This window comes from Ardenticatenales bacterium (genome assembly GCA_020634515.1).
GTDB lineage: Bacteria > Chloroflexota > Anaerolineae > Promineifilales > Promineifilaceae > JAGVTM01.
This window is the reverse complement of the sequence record JACKBL010000003.1, coordinates 438240-461936: the sequence shown is the minus strand read 5'-3', so window position 1 is coordinate 461936 and position 23697 is coordinate 438240. Positions and strand designations below refer to the sequence as shown.

Annotated in this window: 21 protein-coding genes and 1 pseudogene; 7 read left to right on the top strand and 15 right to left on the bottom strand. The window is 60.2% G+C overall.

What is annotated here, in order from left to right; translation table 11 throughout:
- Positions 1–218 precede the first annotated feature (218 nt).
- From H6650_10760 to H6650_10745, 4 genes are all read left to right on the top strand, one after another.
- Positions 219–2180, top strand: coding sequence for a response regulator (locus H6650_10760; protein ID MCB8952482.1), 1962 nt, complete (start codon positions 219–221; stop codon positions 2178–2180).
- A 310-nt stretch (positions 2181–2490) separates the two neighbouring features.
- On the top strand, positions 2491–3423 hold the full coding sequence (gene sdhC, locus H6650_10755) for a succinate dehydrogenase, cytochrome b556 subunit (protein ID MCB8952481.1): 933 nt from the start codon (positions 2491–2493) through the stop codon (positions 3421–3423).
- A gap of 27 nt (positions 3424–3450) precedes the next feature.
- Positions 3451–5241, top strand: a complete 1791-nt coding sequence (locus H6650_10750; GenBank protein ID MCB8952480.1) for a succinate dehydrogenase flavoprotein subunit — start codon at positions 3451–3453, stop codon at positions 5239–5241.
- 95 nt (positions 5242–5336) lie between these two features.
- Positions 5337–6062 carry a succinate dehydrogenase iron-sulfur subunit gene (locus H6650_10745; protein ID MCB8952479.1) on the top strand — a complete coding sequence of 242 codons (726 nt, stop codon included), beginning with the start codon at positions 5337–5339 and terminating at the stop codon, positions 6060–6062.
- 49 nt (positions 6063–6111) lie between these two features.
- Here H6650_10745 and H6650_10740 read toward each other — a convergent pair whose 3' ends face one another.
- From H6650_10740 to H6650_10680, 13 genes and pseudogenes are all read right to left on the bottom strand, one after another.
- Entirely contained in the window at positions 6112–7011 is a 900-nt protein-coding gene (locus tag H6650_10740) for a R2-like ligand-binding oxidase (protein MCB8952478.1), read from the bottom strand.
- Between the two features lie 137 nt (positions 7012–7148).
- Entirely contained in the window at positions 7149–8009 is an 861-nt protein-coding gene (gene pheA / locus H6650_10735; GenBank protein MCB8952477.1) for a prephenate dehydratase, read from the bottom strand.
- Between the two features lie 3 nt (positions 8010–8012).
- Positions 8013–8948 (bottom strand): universal stress protein, encoded by a 936-nt coding sequence (locus H6650_10730; protein MCB8952476.1) that lies wholly within the window; start codon positions 8946–8948, stop codon positions 8013–8015.
- A 178-nt stretch (positions 8949–9126) separates the two neighbouring features.
- Positions 9127–9693 carry a 2-oxoacid:acceptor oxidoreductase family protein gene (locus H6650_10725; GenBank protein MCB8952475.1) on the bottom strand — a complete coding sequence of 189 codons (567 nt, stop codon included), beginning with the start codon at positions 9691–9693 and terminating at the stop codon, positions 9127–9129.
- A 118-nt stretch (positions 9694–9811) separates the two neighbouring features.
- On the bottom strand, positions 9812–11083 hold the full coding sequence (locus H6650_10720) for a PLP-dependent aminotransferase family protein (GenBank protein ID MCB8952474.1): 1272 nt from the start codon (positions 11081–11083) through the stop codon (positions 9812–9814).
- Positions 11084–11103: 20 nt separating this feature from the next.
- Complete coding sequence (locus H6650_10715) at positions 11104–11895, bottom strand: 2-oxoglutarate oxidoreductase (protein MCB8952473.1); 792 nt, start codon at positions 11893–11895, stop codon at positions 11104–11106.
- On the bottom strand, positions 11879–12979 hold the full coding sequence (gene vorB / locus H6650_10710) for a 3-methyl-2-oxobutanoate dehydrogenase subunit VorB (protein ID MCB8952472.1): 1101 nt from the start codon (positions 12977–12979) through the stop codon (positions 11879–11881). Before vorB ends, H6650_10715 begins: the two co-directional genes overlap by 17 nt.
- Positions 12972–13226, bottom strand: coding sequence for a 4Fe-4S binding protein (locus tag H6650_10705; protein ID MCB8952471.1), 255 nt, complete (start codon positions 13224–13226; stop codon positions 12972–12974). The genes vorB and H6650_10705 overlap by 8 nt, the downstream gene beginning before the upstream one ends.
- Positions 13227–13786: 560 nt before the next feature.
- A complete protein-coding gene (locus H6650_10700; protein ID MCB8952470.1) occupies positions 13787–14266 on the bottom strand; it encodes an NUDIX hydrolase in 480 nt (159 codons plus the stop codon).
- Positions 14267–14345: 79 nt separating this feature from the next.
- Complete coding sequence (locus H6650_10695; protein MCB8952469.1) at positions 14346–16460, bottom strand: UvrD-helicase domain-containing protein; 2115 nt, start codon at positions 16458–16460, stop codon at positions 14346–14348.
- Positions 16461–16491: 31 nt separating this feature from the next.
- Positions 16492–16839, bottom strand: a pseudogene (locus tag H6650_10690) (type II toxin-antitoxin system PemK/MazF family toxin).
- Positions 16836–17075: a DUF2281 domain-containing protein gene (locus H6650_10685; GenBank protein ID MCB8952468.1), complete on the bottom strand. Its 240-nt coding sequence runs from the start codon at positions 17073–17075 to the stop codon at positions 16836–16838. The pseudogene H6650_10690 and the gene H6650_10685 overlap by 4 nt, the downstream one beginning before the upstream one ends.
- Before the next feature lie 30 nt (positions 17076–17105).
- Positions 17106–19007, bottom strand: a complete 1902-nt coding sequence (locus tag H6650_10680) for an FHA domain-containing protein (GenBank protein MCB8952467.1) — start codon at positions 19005–19007, stop codon at positions 17106–17108.
- A gap of 146 nt (positions 19008–19153) precedes the next feature.
- Here H6650_10680 and H6650_10675 point away from each other — a divergent pair, with 146 nt between their 5' ends.
- The 3 genes from H6650_10675 (at position 19154) to H6650_10665 (ending at position 22339) form a co-directional block, all read left to right on the top strand.
- Positions 19154–21070 carry an FHA domain-containing protein gene (locus H6650_10675; protein ID MCB8952466.1) on the top strand — a complete coding sequence of 639 codons (1917 nt, stop codon included), beginning with the start codon at positions 19154–19156 and terminating at the stop codon, positions 21068–21070.
- A 261-nt stretch (positions 21071–21331) separates the two neighbouring features.
- A complete protein-coding gene (locus H6650_10670) occupies positions 21332–21646 on the top strand; it encodes a hypothetical protein (GenBank protein MCB8952465.1) in 315 nt (104 codons plus the stop codon).
- A 3-nt stretch (positions 21647–21649) separates the two neighbouring features.
- The gene (locus tag H6650_10665) at positions 21650–22339 is read left to right on the top strand and encodes an HAD family phosphatase (GenBank protein MCB8952464.1); all 690 of its coding nucleotides are present in this window, start codon (positions 21650–21652) and stop codon (positions 22337–22339) included.
- A gap of 5 nt (positions 22340–22344) precedes the next feature.
- Here the strand turns inward: H6650_10665 and H6650_10660 are convergent, their stop codons facing one another.
- Both H6650_10660 and H6650_10655 read right to left on the bottom strand, forming a co-directional pair.
- The gene (locus tag H6650_10660; GenBank protein MCB8952463.1) at positions 22345–23190 is read right to left on the bottom strand and encodes a winged helix DNA-binding domain-containing protein; all 846 of its coding nucleotides are present in this window, start codon (positions 23188–23190) and stop codon (positions 22345–22347) included.
- Entirely contained in the window at positions 23187–23651 is a 465-nt protein-coding gene (locus tag H6650_10655) for a DUF1003 domain-containing protein (protein ID MCB8952462.1), read from the bottom strand. The genes H6650_10660 and H6650_10655 overlap by 4 nt, the downstream gene beginning before the upstream one ends.
- Between the last annotated feature and the right edge of the window lie 46 nt (positions 23652–23697).

The following is a 23697-nucleotide window of genomic DNA, read 5'->3' as shown; positions in this document are numbered from 1 at the left end:
CAATTCCGTACCTTATTTCATCGTCAGTCCTTAGCCGCATAACACCATAGACGAACAGGACAAGTCGCCCATCAACCCATGCTCGCGCGGCCCCGTGAAGCCCATGATCCCACGGAAACGGCTGCCCCAGGCGCCAACGCCCGATCTGCGCTCAGGTTTACACGAACGCGCCGCGGCTCATTTCAGGACACGTATATGGCCGCCCGGAAAAGAAACCCATGAATGCCTATTATCATTCCGCAGCGTCAGAGACTATCCTAATCGTAGATGATCACGAAGCCAACCGAATGCTCCTGGCCTCCCAATTGCAGCTTGAAGGATACCGCACTATCCAGGCCAGCGACGGGCAGGAAGGCGTGAACCTGGCGGAAACGGAACGCCCTGACTTGATTCTGCTCGACGTGATGATGCCCGTGATGAACGGATTTCAGGTTTGCAGCCAGCTCAAAAGCCAATCCGAAACCGCCGTCATTCCCATTATCATGGTCACGGCACTGCGGGACGTGCAGTACCGCATCAAAGGTATTGAAGTCGGGGCCGACGAGTTCCTTTACCGTCCCCACCATCGAGAAGAGTTGTTGGTCCGCGTGCGTTCGCTCATCCAGCTCAAACATACGCGGCAGCGGCTGGAGCAAGAACGAAATCGCCTGCAACTGTTGTACACCATTGGCCAGGCCATCAATACCCAATTGAACCTGGAGCAAATGATGGCTGACATCATTGTACATACGCAGCAAGCCGTGGAAGCGGAAAAGGGGAATATCATTCTCCTGAACGACAAGGGACAGGTAACACACAAAATTATGGTGCGGGCGGGTAAGAAGGCGGAAATATCCCATCAGGCTTCTCCTACCGTTATGCGACAGGGGCTGGCGGGTTGGCTGGTGCGGCACAATCGTGGTGAGATCATTCCCGATGTAGCCGTAGACAAACGTTGGATAACGTTGCCGGATGACACGGAACAAGTCGGTTCGGCCATCGGTGTGCCGCTCTCTCGTGCCGCCCGCAGAGTGGTGGGTGTGTTGATCCTGGTACACAGTCGGCGGAATTATTTCCAGCCGGAACATCTCTCGCTGTTGGAGACTATTGGTAACCAGTTGACGGCGGCCATTGAGAATGCCTATCTGTTTGCCGAAATCAGTGAACAACGGCAGAAGTTGGAGGCGTTGTTGGCGCAATCTTCCGATGCCATCATCACGACGGATGAGCGCGGACGTATCGCGCTAGTCAACCATGCCGCGGAGTCTTTGTTTACCTTGAATGGGCGGGAAATTGCCGGCAGGCTCGTACAAGACGTGCCCCATCTCAAATCCATTCTCTCCCTCTTCAACAACGGACGGCTCTCCTCCAAAGGCGAAATTACCCTTTCCGACGAGAAAACATTGCACGCCAGTGTCTCCGCAATCCCGGAAGTGGGCTATGTAGCCGTGATGCAGGACATTACTGAGCTGAAAAGATTGGAAGCGCAGCGACTACAGCAAGAACGCAGCGAAAAAATCAAGGTCAAGGAAACCTTCTCCCGCTACATGGGACCGGGTCTATTGGAACACGTACTCTCCAAAGAACCCAGCCTGCTGGGGCGACGCGAACGGCGGCAGGCAGTGGTTATGTTTGCCGACCTGCGCGATTCTACGCGCATGATCGTCGATGTCGAAGCCGACCAGGCGATTAAAGTATTGAATGAGCATTTCACGCACATGACGGAGATCGTTTACGAATACAACGGCACCATTTTTGACCTGGCCGGCGATGAACTGATGATAGGTTTCAATGTTCCGTTCGATCAGCCTGACGCCGTGCGGCGCGCTGTACTCACGGCATTACGAATGCAGCGAATATTCGACCGATTACGGCAGAAATGGTATGAGCAAGTCGGCACGGAACTGGGGTTGGGCATTGGCATTGACCAGGGCGAGGTTGTTGTCGGAAACGTGGGCGCGGAAACGCGCATGAACTTTGCCATGGTGGGGGAGGCGGTGAACACAGCGCACCGGCTGGTAGACCTGGCCGGCGACGGGCAAATCATCATATCGCAGAGTATCTACGATGCCATCAGCCCGTCGCCAGCCTCGTTATTCAACCTGGTCGAATTCACACCCATGGGGCCAACGGCGCTCAAAGGCAAATCGCGCGCGCAAGAACTTTACATAGCCCACAGCGTCCGCACTCCGCTGCAATAAGGGGGCAGACGGCAACGCGCGCCCAAAATACCCCTCACCCGCAATCTTTCACTGTCCCCCATTTACAGACAGTGCTATAATCCCTCAAGCGTTTTTACAGTGTTCAGTTACCCTGGAGGCATTTGGAGACACATCCCCATGATGTCCAAAGGGCGATGTCCGCCGGAAGCCTCTCCAGATTGCGCCCGCCAATGCTCCGCAATGCCTCATTTTCCTGAATGAGGCCCGCGATTATCAGCATACAATTACTGCGGACGCGCTCCCTCACGCTGTCACGACGGCGTGTCACCCTGACCCATTGGAGGTACTTATGTCATCATTGAAGCTCACAGTCGTGGAGAGCATCCGTTACCGTGGGAACATAGGCCAATGGAGTTGGATTTCACACCGCATTTCCGGCCTGGCAATCCTCTCCTTCCTCGTCATTCATGTCTGGGACACAGCCAACGCCACCTTCTGGCCCGAGATGTACGGCTATACCGTGGAAGTCTTCAAATGGCTGCCTTTCAGCGTCGGTGAAATCGGCCTTATGGCCGCTATCCTGTTTCACGCCTTCAACGGCATTCGCATTAGCCTGCTCGACTTCAAGCCCGCCTGGTGGAAATATCAGGAACAAACCGCCCGCTTCGTCTGGGGGCTGTTTGCTGTTGCCTTCGTGCCGTTGGGCTACCTGATGCTCCGCTCCACCATCAGCCACTGCCGCGAACTATCCGCGGAGGGCCTCAGCTGCATGACCTTCCCCGTGCCTACGGGCGTTAACGCCAACGGCACGGTTTTGGGCATCGCCATTGGCGTCCTCGTCGTCGGCGTAATTCTGTGGTTTGTGCTGCGGCGGCCACCGGCCAACGCCGGCGACCGTCCTCGTCGTCCGGCGGGCGGGTCCACCCTGGAACGCTACGGCTTCCTCTTTATGCGCCTCTCCGGTATTTCGCTGCTGCTGCTGGCCGTCGGTCACATGGTTTTGCAACACATTTTCCGCGACGTGCATAATCTGACGCTGCAAGTTGTCGCCGATGCATGGCGCTCCTGGGGCTGGCGCGCCTATGACCTGTTTCTGCTGGCCTTCGCCGCCACACATGGCCTCAACGGTTTCCGCAACGTGCTGGAAGATTACGTTCACGATGAAGCCAAAGTGCGCGGCATCAATCGCGCGCTGGCTATTTTCCTGATCATTACCATTATCTGGTCGGCTATCGCCATCTTCAGCTTCCAGCCGACTGCCGTTATGGCCCAGGTCCCCTGAGAGCCACAGACATAGAGGCAAAATCACATGTCACAACCTCACATACACCATTTTGACGCCGTCATCGTGGGCGCGGGCGGCGCTGGCCTGATGGCGGCGCTGCACGCCAGTAAGTCGGTCAAAGTCGCCGTTTTGTCCAAGCTCTACCCCACACGCTCCCACACGGGCGCGGCCCAGGGAGGCATCAGCGCTGCTCTGGCGAACAAAGATGACGAGACGGACAGTTGGGAATGGCACGCCTACGATACTGTAAAAGGCTCCGATTATCTCGCCGACCAGGATACGGTAGACGTGATGTGTAAGGAAGCCATCGATGCCGTCATTGAACTGGAACACATGGGTCTGCCCTTTGATCGCTTCCCCAACGGCAAAATTTCGCAGCGCCGCTTTGGCGGTCATACCAATAACGAAACCGGCAAGCCGGTCCACCGCGCCTGCCACGCCGCCGACCGCACGGGGCACATGATCTTGCAGACGCTGTACCAGCAGTGCATTAAGAACAACGTCAATTTCTACGACGAGTACCAGGTCGTAGACTTGATCCGCGTGGGCAACCAGGTGCGCGGCATTGTTGCCGTGGATATTGCCACGGGCGATTTCCACATCTTCCACAGCAAAGCGGTGCTTTTTGCCACGGGCGGCTGGGGTCGTTGTTGGGAAGTGACTTCCAACGCCCATTCGCTCACCGGAGATGGCGCGGCGATCTGTTTGCGTCGCGGTGTACCGTTGGAGGATATGGAATTCTTCCAATTCCATCCGACGGGCATCTTCAAACTGGGCATCCTGATCACCGAAGGCGTGCGCGGCGAGGGCGGCGTGCTGCTGAACGCGGACGGGGAGCGGTTTATGGAGCGGTACGCGCCTTCCATCAAAGACCTGGCCAGCCGCGACGTGGTCAGCCGGGCCATTTACCTGGAAGTAGAGCGCGGCAAGGGCATCAACGGCAAGAACTACGTGCATCTGGACGTGCGTCCGCAGACGGTCAACGCCTATTTCGAGAAAGAGGGGGAGACGAAGCGCATTGACGATGCTTATATTGAAGCGAAATTGCCGGACATCGCCGACTTCACGCGCACCTATCTGGGCATTGATCCCTTGAAGGAGCCGATGCCGGTGCAGCCGACGGCTCACTACGCCATGGGGGGCATTCCTACGGACGTGGACGGGCGCGTGGTGCTAGATACGCAGGGGACGGTGCTGGACGGGATGTACGCGGCAGGGGAGGTCGCCTGTGTCTCCGTACACGGCGCGAACCGCCTGGGGACGAATTCGCTGGTAGACCTGGTTGTGTTCGGGCGGCGTAGCGGCAAGCACATGGTTGAGTATTGTAACCAGACTGACCTGGCTCCGCTGCCCGATGGGGCTGCCGACGAGATCATGGCGGAGTTCGAGCGCATTCGCGCGCACAAGGGAACCGTCAAGCCCCACCTGGTGCGGGAGAAGATGCAGAAAGCCATGACGGCCAATGTGGGCGTCTTCCGCACGGAGGAACTGCTGCAACGGGGGAAAAACACGCTGCGCGTTTTGCAGCAGGAATACCGGGACATCCTGGTGGATGACAAGGGCAAGCAGTTCAATACGGACTTGCTGGAGGCGTGGGAACTGGGCTGTCTGCTGGACCTGGCGGAGGTGACGACGCTTTCGGCGCTGGCGCGCACGGAGAGCCGTGGCGGCCATGCGCGTGATGATTATCCAGAGCGAGATGATGTGAACTGGCTGAAGCACACCTTCTGCGCGCGCCGGGAAGATGGCAGCTATGAATTGCGTTACAAACCCGTGACGTTGGGACGTTACGAGCCGAAAAAGCGCGTCTACTAGGAAATCACAGATGGCGCAGATGACGCCGATGGCGCAGTTTTTCTCGTCGGCGTTTTTCCGCGTGAATCAGTATCCTGTTATTTGAGGAGATGATGATGCAAGTTTTATTACGCATTCGACGCTACAACCCGGAACTGCGGGACAAACCGTGGTGGGGTGAGTATACGCTTGATAACGTGGCTCCCAACGATACGGTGTTGGAACTGTTGCATCGGGTGAAGTGGACGATGGATGGTTCTTTATCGCTGCGACGTTCGTGCGCGCATGGCGTGTGCGGTTCCGATGCCATTCGCATCAATGGGGCTAACGCGCTGGCGTGCAAGACGTTGGTGAGCCGTCTGGCAAAACCGGGCCAGGAGGTTTTGAAGATTCAGGTGGAACCGATTCTGGGTTTGCCGGTGCTGAAGGACTTGATTGTGGACATGGGGCCGTTCATGGACCACTACAAGTCGGTGATGCCGTATTTCATCAATGATAGTCCCGTGCCGGCAAATGGCCGCGAACGCCTGCAATCGCCAGAAGACCGGGCCATCTTCGACGACACCACCAAGTGCATCTTGTGCGCCGCCTGCACCACATCCTGCCCCAGCTTCTGGGCCAACGACCAGTACGTGGGACCGGCGGCCATTGTGCAGGCGCACCGCTTCATCTTCGACAGCCGGGATGAGGGCGCGGAGGCGCGGCTGGCGGTTGTTGGGGACACGATGGGCGTGTGGAAGTGCCGCACCGTGTTTAACTGCACCAACGCCTGCCCGCGCGAAATTGAGATCACGCGGGCGATTGGCGAGGTAAAACACGCGCTGACGAGCGGCAAGCGTTAACGCACTGATGAAAACCGGGTTTCTATGAGAAACCCGGTTTTTGTTTTTTTCAGGCGTCGTCGTGGTCTATGGCGTCTTGGGTGACGCGGTAGATGTCGTTGAGGGAGGCGCCGCGGGCGCGTTCGAGGCGGGCAATGCGTTTTTCCACCTGGCTCATGGCGTAGCCGATGAACTCCGCTTCCGTGATGTCGAAGGGTTTGGGGTCGTCGTAGGCGGATAGTCCCTCGCTGATGATGGTGATTGCCGGCATCACCAACTCATTAAACGTATCCTCCACCACCTGCCATAAAGAGTCATCCGCCGCGATCAGGCGCGAAAGCAGGTAAATGCCATAGGCGATGTGGCGGGATTCGTCCTGCTTCAGATAGTAAATGCCTTGCCGCTGACCGGGGAATAAATCTCGCTTTGCCATCACCGTAAAATAGGCGTGGTAGCCTGTTTCCGCCAGCATGCCTTCCACGACCATGTTGTAGGTCACGGAGGCGCGCACCTGGGCGGCGGGGGAGGGATCGTCGCGCAGGGCTTGCAGGGATGCCGGCAGCGCCTCATAAAAAATTGCGCGGTAACTGGGCGTGTGGTAATGATTCAGATTCCCCTGGACGCCCGCTACCTCCACCAGAAAGCGGTTGAAGAAATCGGTGTGCTTCGCCTCCTCCCAGAGAAACGTCGTCAGATACATCTCCTCTTCCAGGCGACCCTCCCGGGCAATCGCCATGATCAGGGGCAGCAAGTCCAGCGTCACCGCCTCCTCGCCCGATTGAAACAGCGAGGTCAAACGCAACACCAGGTCTTGTTCATCCGGCGTCAGGCGCTGCCAATCCGCCTTGTCCTGGCTAAAGTCCAGGTCGTCGGGATTCCAGATGCCCAGCCGTTTCGCCTTTTCGTATAGACGCATGGGCGGGGAGGTGCGGTCTAATCCGCGCGTGGTAGTGACAAAAGATTGGTGCATGGGAGACTCCTGGAAACAGTAAGTGGTTTGTAACTATTCACGTCTCCGAGAGATTGGACCAATTTTGTAGACATATAGGATTTAACGAGAGCAAATTGGTCCAATCTGGGCAGATGACCTGTATAGTCACGGTGGTTTTAGTTTTCGGTTGGTGGTTCGTCGGACATCGGTTGTTGGGCGGCGGGGTAGGAGCCGAGGAGTTTGAGGGAGGAGGCGCGTTTGAGGATGCCCAGCAGGGCGGCGCGTACGTGGGGGTCGTCCTCGTGCCCCTCGAAATCAACGAAGAAGCGGTAATGCCAGGGGCGGTTACGCCGGGGGCGGGATTCGATCTTGGTCAGGTTGATGTCGCGCCGGGCCAGTTCGCCCAGGACGTGATAGAGTGCGCCGGGGATGTGGCGGGTGGTGAAGATGATGGAGGTTTTGCTGGGGTCGCGGCGGGGCGGGTCGGCGCTGCCGAGGAGAAAAAAGCGCGTATAATTGGCGGTTTCGTCCTCAATGCCGGCATTTAACACCTCCAACCCATAAATTTCGGCGGCGAGGCGGCTGGCGATGGCCGCCGTGTGTGGTTGGGGATGGGCGGCCAGATCGCGGGCCGCGCCCGCCGTATCGTAATCCACGACCGGCTCCAGTTCCAGGCGGCGCAATGTGCGCGCGCACTGCGCCAGCGCCTGCGGATGGGAGCGCGCGCGCCGCACGTCGCTGAGGGGCGTGGCCGGCGGGGCCAGGAGGCAGTGGCTAACGCGGAAGATGACTTCCGCCTGGATGCGCAGGTCGTGGTCGCTGAGTTCGTCGTAGGCGGGGATGACGGTTCCGGCGAGGGAGTTTTCCACGGGGAGCATTCCGTGCGTGGCTTGACCGTGGTGGATGGCGTCGAAAATGCCGGCAAAACTCACGCAAGGCAGCACACGCACCCGGTCGCCAAAATGCTGGTGGATGGCCTGATGCGAGTATGCCCCCAGTTCTCCCTGGAAGGCGACGACGGGCGCGGATTCGCTCATCATTTACGGGGTTGGCTGGCCGGCGGATGGGGATCGAATGATCAGGAGCGAGGCTTCCGTGCCGCGCATCACTTTTTCCGTGACGCTGCCGTAGACCCAGCGCTGCACGCCCGTGCGCCCGTGCGAGGCCATGACGATGAGGCTTTCCGGGACTTCTGCCGCCGTCTGCAGAATGCGCTCCGCGGCAGCGCCGAGGAGGAGCGATTTTTGCGGCGTGCGCCCCGGCTGCTCGTGGCGGGCGGCGATTTCGTTCAGGTAGAGGGCGGCGTTTGCCAGGGCCGCGTCGGTCAACTGCTCCACGGCGTCATCGTCGGCGAGGGCCAGTTCGATGACCATCTCCTCGACGACGTTGTGGGCTACGGGGGGTTCGACGCGCAACAGGGTGACGGGCGCGTGCAGCAGGTCGGCCAGGGCCAGGCCGGGGGAAAGGGCTTGTTCGGCTACGGTGGAGCCGTCGAGGGTGATGAAGATGCGTTGAATGCCGGCATCCTGCGCGCGCGAGACGAGGACGGGACAGGGCGCGTGGCGCAGCACCCGCTCCGTGACGCTGCCGAAAACCCAACGGGTGAGGCCGGCGATGCCCCGCGGCGACATCACGATCAGGTCTATGTTTTCCGTTTGCGCCATGTCCACGATAATGCCGGCCGGGTCTCCCTCCACCACGCGCGTGTACACCACAATCCCCTCTTCGCGCAGATTCGTCGCCAGGCGGTCCAGATACGCGGCGGCGGCGCGCACGGCATCCTCCGCCGTATACTCCCGCCAGCGCGCGTCGTAATGCTCCGTCACCGCCGGCAGCAGTGACTCTTGCAGGTCGAAAATGGGCACGCGCAGCAACATCAAGCTGCCGCCTCCTTGCGCCGCCAGCGCCGTCGCCAGGGGCAAGGCGCGTTCGGCCAACTCAGAGCCATCTAAAGGGACGAGTATCTTCTGGAACATAAAGTGTCTCCGCGTATGATGAAAGCTGTTGATGATGGATAGGCAGTAGATCGTTGTCCGCCGATTGCGGAATACATAAGAGGGGCGCGGCGTCCCTGTGAGAAGACCCAACGCCCCTCTTCTTTATAGCGCAAAAAGGGAGATGCGCCCACTAGTTGCAGGCGCATCGGTGGCGCGTCTATTCGCTCAAGTTCAAGCTAACCGTTTCGCCGCTGGCGAGGGCAAAGCCGCGCCGCAAGACTTGCAGGTTGCTCTCAATCAGATGCTCTTTGGTAGCGGGCAGGTGTTCTACCAGCGCGTTTGCCACCACGGAGAGCGGCAGCACGGGGCGTTTGCCTAGCATGGCGCCCACGGCGGCCATGTTCAGCATTTTGTCGCTGCCCAGTTCGTTGGCAATGGTGTTTGCCGGCACGTAGACAACATCAATGTCCGTGCGGGTGGATTGCATGGCGACGATGGCGCTGTTGACGACCAGCAGGCCGCCTGGCTTGACCAGCGGCTCATATTTCTCGAAGGAGGGTTGGTTAAGAACGATGGCGATGTCTGGGCGGGCGACGATGGGCGCGCCGATGGGCGCGTCGCTGATGATGACGGTGCAGTTAGCCGTACCACCACGCATTTCCGGGCCGTAGGAGGGGATCCAGGTGACGTTGTGGCGGTAGTCCATGCCGGCATATGCCAGCAACTGCCCCGCGAACAACACCCCCTGACCGCCAAAGCCGGCGATAACGATTGAAGTCTCCATTATATACTCCTCTGAAAATGATCTTCCCGGAAGCTCATTCACGGATGATGGTCCTGGGTAACAGCTTCCGGGAAGATGTTGTCATTTATGGTGGTGTGCTGCCGCACATGAAGTCTCCTCATGCAAAACTCAGTTCCCGTGGCATTTCCACGGCCAGCGCCGCGGCAATGACTTCTCCCAACCGCTTGATGCCCAACTCAATGTTTTCCGGCTGGGCATTGGAAAAATTCAGGCGGAATGTGTTATGACCGCTGCCATCCGGGTAGAAGGCCGTGCCCGGCACGAAGGCCACCTTGTTGGCGATGGCTTGTTCCAGCAATTTGGTCGCGTCCAGAGATGCCGGCAGCGTCACCCACAGGAACAGGCCGCCGCGAGGCCGCGTCCAGCTCACCTCCGGTGGGAAGTACCGTTCCAGCGCCGCGAGCATAATGTTCCGTCGCTCGCGGTAAACGCGGCGAATCAGGCGCACATGCTCCTTCAGGAACCCATTTTTGATCACTTCATGGGCCACCATCTGCACGAAAATGCTGCTGTGCAGGTCCATTCCCTGCTTGGCCATCACGCACCGCTTGATCACGTCCGTCGGGGCCACCACCCATCCCAGGCGTAGACCGGGCGCCAGCGTCTTGGAGAACGTACTCAGGTAGATGACGTTGCCGCGCAAATAGCCGCGCCCGTTGCCGTTGTTGCCGGGGCGGTGGTTGAGTTTGGCCGCGTCCAGCACGACCAGCGGTGGCAGATGTTCCTCTTCAAAACGTAACGAGCCGTAGGGATCGTCTTCGATGATGGGGATGCCATACCGGTCGGACATGGCGATTAGTTCTTGTCGTCGTTCCAGCGAGAGGGTGACGCCGCCCGGATTCTGGAAGTTGGGCAAGATGTACATGAATTTGGGGCCGCTGCAGAGCGCCTCTTCCAGCAGGTCGGTGCGCAGCCCATCGTCATCAATGGGCACGGTCACGAATTCCGCCTGGTAGGCGTGCCACGCTTGCAGCGCGCCGAGGTAGGTGGGACGCTCGGTGAGGACGGTGTCGCCGGGGTTGATCAGGACTTTGCCGATCAGGTCCAGCGCCTGTTGCGATCCGCTGGTGATGAGCACGTTTTCCGGCGCGGCTTCGATGCCGTATTGGGCCATTGAGTCCACAATAAACTGGCGCAAGGGCAAATACCCCTCGGTGGTGCTGTATTGCAGCGCCTTGCTGCCGTGCGCCCGCAAAACGCGCGCCGTGGCTTCCTCAAATTGGGTTACGGGGAAAAGTTCGGGGGCGGGCAGGCCGCCGGCGAACGAAATGATGTCCGGTTGTTCGGTTAGTTTGAGCAGTTCGCGGATGACGGAACTGCCCATGCCATGCATTCGCTGCGCATAGCGGTTTTTCCACGGGGTCGTCATGGTCTCATCTCCTGTGAGAATTAGCGGCGACCGCGCCGCGTCGTGTCTTGCAGTTCGTCGATCACTTTGTAGTCGCCCAGAGGGTAGTAGGGGATCATGCTTTCCTTGATCCAGTCCAGCGCGTCGCAAGGCGTCAGGCCCCAGTTGGTGGGGCAGGAGGAGAGCAGTTCCACGATGCTGAAGCCGAGGCCGCGCATTTGGGCGGTAAAGGCAGTTTTGACGGCTTTTTTCGCCTGGATGACGTGACGGGCATCGTGCAGGCTGCGGCGGACGCTGTAGACGGTTCCGGGTAGGCCGGCCAGCAGTTCCGCCATGCGGACCGGCTGACCGGTGAGGTGGGCGTCTCGTCCGAAGGGGGAGGAGGTGGTTTTTTGCCCGATGAGGCTGGTGGGGGCCATTTGCCCACCCGTCATGCCGTAGATGGCGTTATTGATGAAGATAACGGTGATTTGCTCGCCGCGGCTGGCGGCGTGGACGACTTCGCCCATGCCGATGGAGGCCAGGTCGCCGTCGCCCTGGTAGGTGAAGACGATTTTGTCGGGGTGGACACGCTTGATGCCGGTGGCCATGGCGGGGGCGCGCCCGTGGGCGGCTTCGCAGGCGTCTACGTCGAAGTAGTTGTAGGCGAAGACGGAGCAGCCGACGGAGGCGACGAGGATGGTGTCGTTTTGCAGGCCGAGTTCGTCGATGACTTCGGCGACGAGGCGGTGGGCGGTTCCGTGGGTGCAGCCGGGGCAGTAGTGCGTGTAGACGTCGGCCAGGGATTGGGGACGCTGATAGACGATTTCTTCCTGGTTAGTTAAGGTGACCATTGCCGCCCTCCGGGGTAAATGCCGGCACTTCTTCCCGCGCCAGCAGCATACGAACCTCATTCTCTACTTCTTCCGGCATCGGAATGGTGCCGCCCATGCGACCCAGGAACCGCACCGGAAGACGATTGCCCAGATACTCACGCACATCATGCACCATCTGGCCCGCGTTCATCTCCACAACCAGCACGGCCTTTGCCGGCCGCGTTGCCGCCAACAGCGCCTTTTCCGGGAAAGGCCACAACGAAATGGGGCGGAACAACCCCACTTTCAGCCCTTCGCCCTGCAAGCGCTGCATGGCCGTTTGCGCCACGCGCGCCGCCGTGCCAAAGGCCACCAACAGCACATCCGCGTCTTCCGTGTTTTGTGTTTCGTAGCGCACTTCGCGCGCCATGATGCGCATGAGCTTGGCCTGAAGCTGCTGGTTCAAGGTTTCCAGGTTGGCCGCCCCCAGGTACAGGGAATTGATGATATTCCGTGGGCGTCCTTTTGCGCCCGTGAGCGCCCATTGCGGGCGTCTTTCTGGCAGCGGACGCATGGGGGGGAGTTCCGCCGGTTCCATCATCTGCCCGATAGCGCCGTCGGCCACCACGAAGACCAGTGTGCGGTACTCCTGCGCCAGATCAAAGGCCAGCACCGTCAAGTCGATGGCTTCCTGCACGGTGGAAGGAGCCAGCACAATCGGGTGGAAATCCCCATGACCCGCCGATTTGGTTACCTGGTAGTAGTCGGATTGGCTAGGCTGGATGTTTCCCAGGCCGGGGCCGCCGCGCATGATGTCAATTACCACGGCGGGCACTTCGGAGCCGGCCATGTAGCTGAAACCTTCCTGCATGAGGCTGATGCCGGGGCTGCTGGAGGAGGTCATGACGTGCGCGCCGGCGGCGGCGGCGCCGTAGACCATGTTCACGGCGGCTACTTCGCTTTCCGCTTGCAAGAAAACACGCCCGAGTTCGATCATGCGTTTGGACATGTGTTCCAGCAGTTCTGTCTGGGGCGTGATGGGATAACCAAAATAGGCGTCGCAGCCCGCGCGAATGGCGGCTTCGGCGAAAGCAACGTTTCCTTTGAGCAATTCCTTAGGCATAGCTCATTTCCTCCTGTTTGCGGGCTGGGGCAACGTCCTTGTAGACGGTGATGCAGCCATCGGGGCAAACGGTGGCGCAGAGGGCGCAGCCGGTGCAATCGTGCATCGGGTCTAGCAAGATGACCGGACGATACCCTTTGGCATTGAGTTCTTCCGCGAATATCAGGATGTCTTTTGGACAGGCATCGCGGCAGAGTTCGCAGCCTTTGCACCGTTCGACGTCAATGACGATACGACCGTGGGCCATTATCTTTATCCTCCATTTGGCGTATCAATTGGGAAATTGATTGAGGTTGGTTGTGTGAAAAGAAGGGATGGCAGTCTGGGGGCCATGAACCGGGCAGGCGACGCCGCCAGTCGGGATGTTTGGGGTGGGGTAGTGCCCCGTGCCGGCATTTGTGGACGAGTACGTTTGTGGGGTCACTAAGTCGGCTGGTGGCGGACATGCAGGCTGTCATCTCCAACGAAAGGAAAATCAGACCTGGAGCCGAGAGGGGCAAAATAATCCGCGAATCGGGTTGCCTGGCAAAGGGTTGGTTTCTCGGAGGGATCGAAAAATATCCAGGCAACGAAATCGTTTCCTGACCGTTCCCGCGGACTGACGAGGCCGTTTGGTATTGTATGCTATCGTCAGACCTTGTTGCGGCGTTTGCTCCAGCCCTCGCTCCAAATCTAAATGTGCAATCGGATCAAGCTGGGAATGATGAAAATGGTGCAACCAGGGAAGCAATAATCCACCATCAGTATCGCAAATGTGGGCTGACATCCGTAGTGACAAACGCAGTCATCTGTCATGACCAATGTCATTTATGGATGGTAGTCCGTTGGTGGTTGGCGGTTGATGGTTGGCGGCGCGGATTGCGTCCGCATCAAGTCCAGCAGCCCGGTGGGATAGAGCGGGGGCGCGCCGGGGGCGCGGAAGAAGTCCAGCGACTTCCAGTGCGCGTAGAACGGTTTCCCGTTGTCCTCAACGCCCTGGACGCGCGGGGGCACGTAGAAGGAGGGATCGACGAAGGTGGCGTCATATACCAGCACGATCTCATGGCCGGGGCGGCTGGCATAGGTGAAGATGTTCTCCAGTGTGCCCAGGTAGCGCAGGGCGGTAATTTCCGCGCCCAATTCTTCGCGTAGTTCGCGGCGGAGGGCGATGGCGCTGTGTTCGCCAAACTCAATGCCCCCGCCCAGGGGCCGGTAGAACGTCTGTTGCTTGACGGGATCGTAACCCTCCATCACGAGGATGTGGTTTTTGTGGCGGAAAAGGCAGATGACGAGCGGGCGAATGGGCATGGGAATGGGCAACAATCACTGAAAAAACCGGGTTTTCATGTGTAAAAACCCGGTTTTTGGCCTTTTTTCAGTAGAGTCATCATTCCACTTGCAACCAACCATTTCCTTCCTGGATGGGTTGGAGGGCGCGCCAGAGTGCGCCGGTCTGGCGTTGGCCGCGGCGGTCAAGGTCGCTGTAGGTGATGAGGACGGCTTCGGCGCAGCGGCTGGTGAGGCCGTGGATGACGCTGTTGAGCAGTTCGGTGCGCACCTCGATGTCTTCTTGCGCGGTCCACAACTGCGCTTCGGGGCGGCTTTGTACCATGACGAAGGCGTTGCTCAGGGGTTGGTAGGGGGTTTGCCACCAGCCCATGATGTTGCATTCGAGCCAGACCTGAATGCGGCTGCTGATGCCGGAGAGGAGGTAGCCGTAGGTGGTGGCGATGACGACGCCGTCGGGGTCGGGCGGGTCGCCCAGGTCGGGTGGGTTGGCGGTGACGAGGCCTTGATGAATGCCGGCAATAAACGCTTCCCCAATCGCCGCCGGTGTGTCCAAACCAATCGCCGCCGCCGACTCCCGCAGGCGCGTGGCCGTGCGCACGAGCCAGTCGCAGATGGCCGCGCCCGCCAGGTCCGGTTCCGGCTGAAAATCCGTTTGCGAGAGCAAATCGTTGAACAACTGGTAGAGGAAGGCATCCAGTGGCAGCGCGCCGCCGCCATATTCCTGCAACCATAGGCGCAGCCGCTCAATCAACGCCACCATGCGCGGCCCAATGCGCGCTTCCATTTCCGGCAGGAGGTGGTCGGCGGGCATGAGAACGCCTGCCGCTGTGTCGTACAGGTGTCTGACGGCCAGGCTGGCGCGAATGGGATCCAGGCCGGCGATGCTCAGGGTGAGGGCTTCGGCGACATCGTAGGTGGAGGGGCGGATGTCGTGATCTGGCGTGGTGGCCCATTCGGGGTGGGCCAGCGCCAGCCAGGTGAGCCAGGCGCGCACGCGCGGTTCTTCGCGGGGGCTGGATCGGCGGCGCAGCAGGCGGTAGGGAATGCCGGCACGTCGCAGTTCTTCGCGCAGGGTATATTGCAGCGCCCCGTCGAGGTAGGGGGCGATCAGGGCGATTTCGGCGGGCGGGACGTTTAATTCCTCTATGATGCGGTGCAAAATTGCCGGCAGCATCAGCAACATCTCGCGGCGGTAGCGCGTCTTTACCGTGCCCAGCATGGCCTCCGTGGCCTGCGTTGCCGCGCCATCGTGCTGGATAAGCAGGAAATTGCCGATATGGCGCGCCAGGTGGGACATGGCCGGATTGGAAGTGTGGCTTTCCGCATCGGTGAAGTGGAACCGCTGCGCGCAGTGGTCGGCCAGCCGTCGCGCGCTGGCGGGGTCGGCGGAGAGGAAGCGACGATACCCGCCCCCCTCGTCATAGGCGATGACCACCGACTCAATCTGGTCCATCAGGTCGGCGACGAGGTTTTGCGCCGCGTAGGTGTGTTCCTCAATGTTGTCCACCATCACGTGGCGGTATCGCTCGCTGAAATAGTGGCGGAAGTGGGGCGCGTGCACCAGGTGGGTATCAAAAACCTGAATCGTGAGGGAGAAGTCCAGCAGGCTGTTTTCCAGGCAAAACTGGCGAAAACGGCGCGCGGCCGCGGCGGCGTCCGCGAGCAATCGGAGTTGGTCCGGCTCGTGCTGCCACACTTGCGCCTGGCGGGCGATGGCTTCGTCCAGCGTGAGACCATTGAAGGCGGCGCGATTGAGGATGTCAATAAGTTGGCTGACGATGCGCTGCGGACGCAGGCGCAGGCCGGCAAAGGCACCTTCCGCCTGCATGGGCGCGAGGATGCGCCACATGAGCAGTTGGGCCATGTCATATTCGAGAAAGGCGGGGGGCTTGTGGGGGTTGGTGAAGCCGGCGACGCGGGCCACGAGGGGCCAGAAGAGGACGACCATTTCCCGCGCCAGGCTGTTGTAGGTGGTGATGTTCAGTTGGGCGTAGGGGCCGAGGTTGGAGGCCTGGATCAATTCCAGGAAGGGTTGCTCGTGGCCGTATTCGGAGACGAGGACGAGGATGTTGTAGGCGGAGACGCCTTCTCGCAGCAGGCGCAGCAGGCGGTGTTGCAGGACGGTGGATTTGCCCGTGCCGGCATTTCCGAGCAGCAATGTGTTTCCCTCTGTCTCAATGGCTTCCAATTGCAGCGGCGTCAATTCAATCATGGAATGTCAATTTGTTGGTGGTTGGCAACAACTATTGAGATAGCAACCAGTTAGCGAGATTGGTTCTGATACGCGCTAAACGAGAGGCATCTACCTCACCAATTGCGCCCAGCAATAGGCTTTCATTCACTACTGCCAGACGCCCCACACGAACCAGGCTGGTGTTTTTTAGGCCGGATTGAACGAAATCCAGGTCCGTTGTCTCAATAACATCGTCGAAATCATGAGTACGATGGTGGATCTGAGAAGAAATCATGCAAAGTAACCAATCATCAAAAGAGCCAGGCAACTGCCCTACGATGAGGGCGGGGCGAAGTTTGCCTTCTTGCGGATTGGTCAGCGGGAAAGGGAAGAGAACGATTTACCCGGCGCGTGTCATCCAAATCTTTCCTTCAAATCGGCAACCGTGTAATCTGGTCCCTCTTCTTCTTCCATTCCACGCATCGCCATCGCCAAAGACATCTTCATCCATTCGCGGTCTTCGTGGTTCGGCAAATCGTTTTTGGGGGGAGATTCGACTTTTGCTAATAGGAACTCAACGAAATTCAGAACCTCAATTTGCAACGGCTCAGGAAGGTTAAGAATGCGTTGCTGAACTTTCTCCGCGACGGTCATACCCTGGTCTCCTTAAATCGATACACTTCCTTACCGCCAATGAAAAATCAAACTCACCGCCCCCAGACGAATCTCGTCCCCATCCAGCAGCGGCGTGCCGTAGCCGGGAACCACCTGCCCATTGACCAACGTGCCACTCGTACTCTGCTCGTCGTACACGCGAAACTCATCATCTTGCTCGCTGTAAATGATGCTGGCGTGCAGGCGAGAGACGGTGATGTCGTTCTCAAAGACAATATCCGAGTTGGCCGGGGAGCGCCCCAGGCGCGTCTCCACAATTTCAATCGGGATGTAGCGCGGCAGGTCGGTCACGGATTCCACGATCTCCAGGTAGGGCGCGGTCTCCTTTTCCGCGGCGGGGGCGGGCGGGGGCGGCGCGGCGGGGGCGGCGGGTGTGGTGGGCGTGGCGCGGCGGGCGCGTGGGGCGCGGGATGGCAGGCGCAGCGAACTCAGCCATTCGCCTGCGCCGGAGAGGTTTTGCGGCAGGCGGGCGCGTACCGCCGGATTCCTGCCCAGCAAGACCAGAACGGCCAGCACCAGCGCCAGACTGAGGCAGTACAAAACCAGCCGCCCCAGGAGTGACAGAAAAGAGCTGCCCGGCGCGATCTCTTCGGGAACCTGCTCAGCACCCTCCTCAATGCGCAGCGTGACGACGGGGCTGGTGGCGCGCAGCCCTTGCTCGTCCTCAATAACAATTTCCAGGGTGTTGTCGCCATACTGAAACTGGCTGATCTCCACCTGGAAATCGTCCAGCGATTGCACGTTAGGCTCCGCGGCCACCAGCCCGTTTACGAGAAGTTGGGCGCGATTGATGGCGCGCGGCGTGCCATCCAGCCAGGAGACGGTGGCGCTGAGGCGTAGTTTTACGGGGGAATCCAGATCGGGTAGCGTGAGCGTGCGGCTTTCCGGGGGAAGGTTGATGACCACGCTGGGGGTGTTGGCGGCGACGCTAACAGTGGCGGAGGCGCTCACGCCCGGTTCGTTAGCCAGGCTGACGTTGATGGGAAACTCGCCCCCCGTGGGGTTAGGGATGGTGTAGCGGATGATGGTGCGCGGGCTGAACTGGGCGATGCGCGCCCAGATAGCGGTGAGCGATTCCGCGTCGTCCAGCGCGCCGGCAAGGCCGCGGGCGTTGGCGGCGACCGTTTGCAGATAGGCGCGACCCGGTTCAGGCAGGTTCAGGTTGGCGTTGTCCAGCCAGATGGTGTGGATGGGGATGCCCTGCGCGGCGGCGGTCTGGTACAGTGCGGCGGGTTCGTGCTGTGTGCTGACCACGTCTGTGCCGTCGGAGATGATCACGAGACTGGGGGCCAGTCCGGGATGGGGCAGCAGGGAGGGCATGGATGCCAGCAAACCCACGGCGCTGTCCACGAGGGCGGTGGGGCCGCTGAGGGTGGGCAGTGGCTGGCCGAAGAAGTTGATGACGGCGTTGTGGAAGCCGGTGGGGGCCAGAAGTTGCTGCGCGCCGGTTTCGCCGACCTGGTAGATGGCGATGTAGTCCACGTCTTCGCGCATGTAGAGGTTGCTGGCGTAGGTGAGGATGGCGTTTTGCAGTGTGGGGAGGCTATCGCTGACGCCGGGCGGGGTGTCTACGAGAAAGAGGGTGAATGTGCCGGTGGTGTTGGGGGGGAGTGTGCCGGCATCTCCCAACCCCGCCACCTGCACGTCCAACGCCTGCTCCCCATTGTGCTGCACCACCACCTGCGCCGGCGTCAGCGCCAACGGCTGGCCTGCGCCATCAAAGCCGTAGACATACACGTCAACCGTGGGGGCCGTGCCGGCATTTGTCCCCGAAATAAACAGGCGACTCCCCGGACGCGGCGCGCCTTCCTGCGCCTGCGCCGCCGTTGACCCCAAATCCGCCGCCAGCCAGAGCATGGCGACCATTCCCAACCAGATAATCTTCCTGAAAAACGCTCGTTTGTGTGGCATGTCCCTTCCTCTCTCTGACGATGACCATGATATAATAACAGACGTGAGGGAAAACGTCATGAGGTATGAAGGTATGAAGGTATGAGGTATGAGGTATGAGGTATGAGGTATGAGGTATGAAGGTATGAGGTATGAAGGTATGAGGTATGAGGTATGAGGGGGGCGAGGGCGTGAAGCGGTTGCGTGTTTGGTGGGGGTTGGGCGGTTTGGCGCTGGCGCTCCTGTTGACGGGCGTGGTGGGGGCGCAGGCGGGGGCGCGGCTGCGGATTACGCAGGTGGATACGGCGGCATTTCCCACGGTGCGCCTGAACGTGATCGCCAGCGACGAAGCCCTCAGCCCGATCACGGACCTGAGCGCGTTAACCCTTACGGAAGCAGACCAGAGCATCTCCGACCTGACTCTGACGCGCGTGCCCGTGGGCGTGGAGATGATTTTCGTCATTGATGCCGACGACAGCCTGTTGCAGACGGATGGCGGTAATGCCCTGAGTCGGCGCGAAATCGTGCGCGACGCCATTTTGCGCTACGCGGCGGAATACATGAACCCCGCCGGGCGGGATCGGGTGAGCATCATCATCCCGGATGGGCAAGAGGGGGCGCTGCTCCTGGAGCGGGCGAGCGCGGCGGCCCAAGTGGCGGAAGCTATTGATGCGTATGAGCCAACGGAACTCCCCCTGACGACCCCGCTGGCGGCGATGATGGACCTGGCGCTGGGTCAGGCGACGGCGGGCGCGGCGGAGGGGCGGTTCCAGGCGGTGTTGCTGTTCACGAATGGGGGCGAAATGGCCGGTCAACTGGATGTTGCCGCGTTTAATGCGGCGGCGCAAGGGTTGTCACTGCCTGTGTTTGCCGGCATTCTCGGCGCGCGAGCCGATGCGAATGAGATTGCCAATGTGGAGCAGTTGACGGAACCGGGGCGCGCTTTTTGGGTGCATATGCCGGCATCCACCGACGCCGACCCCATCTACACCACCATACAAGCCCATGCCACCCAGACCCAAATCAGCTACCCCTCCAACCTGCGCCGCGGCGGCAGCTACACCGTCACCGTCAGCCTCGGCGACGCCCAGGCCAACCGCGCCTTCTCCCTCACTATTGAGCCGCCGCAACTGCAACTGATCAGCAGCAACGCCCAACCTCTCCAGCGCGTGGGGCAAGCGGCGGATACCCCCCTCTTTCAACTCCAGCCCGCCGACATGACCCTGCAAGCCCGCGTGCGCTGGCCGGATGGATACGCGCGCGCCCTCTCCCAGGTGACGCTGCTCGTTGATGGCGTCGAATCGCTGCCCCTGAATACGCCAGAAGTAGATGCCGACGGGATTTTGCAACTGGTCTGGGACATTGGCGGACTGGACGCCGGCGTTTACGCCGTCACCCTGCAAGTCGCCGATGTCTTTGGCTACACCGCGCAGACGGAACCGGTTCCCTTCACTATTGCTGTCAGTCGGCCACAGCCTACCGTCGCTCCCACGCCTACGGCCACGCCCCCGCCGCCGCCGACTGCCTCCGCCGCGCGCCTGGTTGCCAGTTTGTTGGGACGTCTATATGCCGGCATGGGGGGTATGCCGGCACTGCTGACGGTGGGGCTGGGAGTGGCGGCAGTGGGCGTGCTGGTCCTCTTGCTACGGCTGCGCCGCCGCCGCCAGCGCCAGCCGGTGCAGAACAGTTCCGTGGCCGACCGGCTGGATGCCCTGCTCGAACCGGCGACCACGCCCGCCCTTGTGGAAGAGGAAGCCGACGCGCCCGTTCTCGCCCCTACCGCCGGCCCGCGCCTGGTGATCCAGGCGAATGGCGAACCACAAGAAGGCGACATCTCCCTCGCCGGTGGCAACGTGACCATGGGGCGCGACCCGGAACTGGTGGACGTGGTATTCGCGCACCGCAGTGTTTCCCGCCTGCACGCGCGCATCAAGCAGAGCGAGGGGCGTTTCTGGCTCTACGACGAAGGCAGCGCCACGGGCACGTATTTGAACTACGTGCGCGTGGGCCTGATGCCGCAGCCGCTACAAGATCGGGACGAGGTGCATGTGGGGCAGGTGCATCTGCGGTTTTTTAGCGACTAAACCGGCGTAACTGATAAGCCAGATTGGACCAATTTTCTCTGGCGAAAAGAGTCATTGAGCGCGTGAAATTGGTCCAATCTCCAGAGAGCGTTAGTAGTTACAAACCGGCGCGGAAATGGAAAACGGTTAACTTGTGACTCTACTGAAAAAAGGCCAAAAACCGGGTTTTTACACATGAACCACTCTGGTAATTTTGGCCGGACAATCGAAAAACCCGGTTTTTTCAGTGAACTCACAATTAATTGCTCCGGAGTTGAAACAATGATCCTCAACAAAGATGATGCTGTTGTTACCCAAGATGGCGTACAGTTGGGCGTGGCGCGCGTGGTTTATCACCGCGATCCCACGGAAGTGAATCCTGATCTGCTGCTCTATGGCAGCTATCTGGAGGTGGAAAATCTGGATTACGGGGATAACTACTTCGTGCCCATGGATTTTGTGGCGGCGCATGATGCCGGCATTCACCGCCTCACCCTCGCCGTCAAATTCAAACAAGTGCTGGACCGCACCTGGACTCGCCAGCCCGACTTCGTCGCGCATGGCCGGGCCGTCGTCGAACACCTGATTGCGCCTTAAACCATGCCCCGATTGCGCCGCCCCCATGCGCCGATCCGCGCCCTTGTTCTCGACCTGGACGGGACAATGGTGGATTCAGAACCCCTTTCCCGTCATGCCTGGGGCATCTTCTTGCAACAACATGGCCTGGTTCTGGATGAAGCCGTTTACGCGCGCATGGTGGGGCGGCGCGCTGACGAAAGCGCCCGCCTGTTGCAAAGTCATTTTGGTCTGGCGCTGTCGGTGGGGGAGATTATTGCCGGCAAAAACGCGGTCTGGTCGCACATCTGGCAGCAAGGTTTGCCGCCTATGCCCGGTTTGGATGCGTTGATTGCCGGCATTTCCGCGCGCGAATTACCCTGGGCCGTGGCCACATCCAGCCCGAGTCACTATGCGCGGCAGGTGCTGTCCCGGCTGCGCTTGCGTCCGTGGGCCATCGTGGGGGGAGATGAGGTGGCGCATGGCAAACCCGCGCCGGATGTCTACCTCACCGCTATCACGCGGTTGGGCGTGGCGGCGGCGGATTGTCTGGCGGTGGAGGATTCTGGACCGGGGTGTGTGGCGGCGTTAAATGCCGGCATGACCGTCGCCGCCATCCCCAACCCCCTCACGCCCGTCGCCAGCCTTCCTCCTGTCCATTATGTTTGTGAGTCACTTGCCGGCATCCTCCCTCTCCTCCCCAACTTTTCAGATGGATTCATTCTCCCGGAATGAACCCATCACGCCCCCACCACCAGGCTACCCAGCGCATAGCCGCCCTTAACCTCTGCCACCAGCACCCCTTTCGCCACCAGCGCCGCCAACGTCTTCCCCACATCCCCCGCCTTCCACTGGAATAATTTCCGCGCCTCTTCCGCCGTGGCCGCACCCATGGCAGCGAAGTAGGCGGACAGGATTTTCTCGCGTGCTTCCTTACGGCTGATGGGACGGGCCAGCGCGGGCAAATCCGCATACCACTGATGCACGCACGCATAAACGTGGCTGTAGCGCCACGCACCCGCCTCCGCCACCCCCACCGGCAAAATCCTGAAATCCTGTTGCAGCGTCACCAGCGCCCGGTCAAACGCGCTCTTGCTCCCCTTGCTGCTCAAATGCGCCTCCCGCCGCAGCCGCACCGTATCCATCGGTCCCCCCGCCAGTAGCGTTTCGTACACCAGCCTCGCTTCCCGCGTCATCAGTCCCTGCTGATACTGCGCCAGATAATCGCTCTCCGGCGCGCCAAAGTTCTCGCTCAAGGCGTAAAAATAGGGCGTCATCTCCAGCGAAATAAACGTCCCCTTCCCCCGCAGAATCTTCGCGTAGTACCACGCCCGCGCTCCCAACATCCCGTCTTTCCAGCCCCAGGTTACGTGCCCCGGATCATCGTGTTCGTCCGCCACGGGCCGCTCCCCTGCCACCGCCGCCCACAGGCTGGGAAACAGGACGCCCTTGATCGGCCAGAAGTAAACGAACCCCCGTTCCGCCACAAAATCAACCGCTTCCGCCTGTGTCCGCACAGGCTGGCGCAAGCGAAACGTCTCCGCCCGATGCGCCGCCAGCCGTGCCATGTCCAACGTCGTCGTCATGGCTGTTGCCCCTGCTGCGCTTGCAATTCCACCAGCATCTCATGCAGGCGGGCGATGGCCTCATTTTGCGCCGCCAGGTTATCCAACATGGCCCGGATTTCCTCCTCCGCCTTCTGATTGATGAGGAAATCGTTGTGCGCCTCCAACCGGTCGCGCGCCGCCTGTCGGTTCTGGCTCATCATGATCACGGGCGCGGTGAAGGCGGCTTGCGTAGACAGAATCAAGTTCATGAGGATGAACGGGTACGGGTCCCAATGCCGCAAAAAACCGACCACATTCAGCATGATCCACAGCAGCAGCAAAAGAGATTGCCCAATCAGAAAAGGCCAGGAACCGACAAAATTAGCAACCCAATCCGCCGCCCGTTGTCCTGGCGTAAGTTGCGCCGTGAACACCTGGTTTACGTCTTGCACCGGTGGGTGATAATGAATGAATGGTTGGGGAAATTTCAACTTGGGCATGTTGTGCTCCTGGTTTGTCAAGGCGTTCATCTTCCTCGGAGAAGTT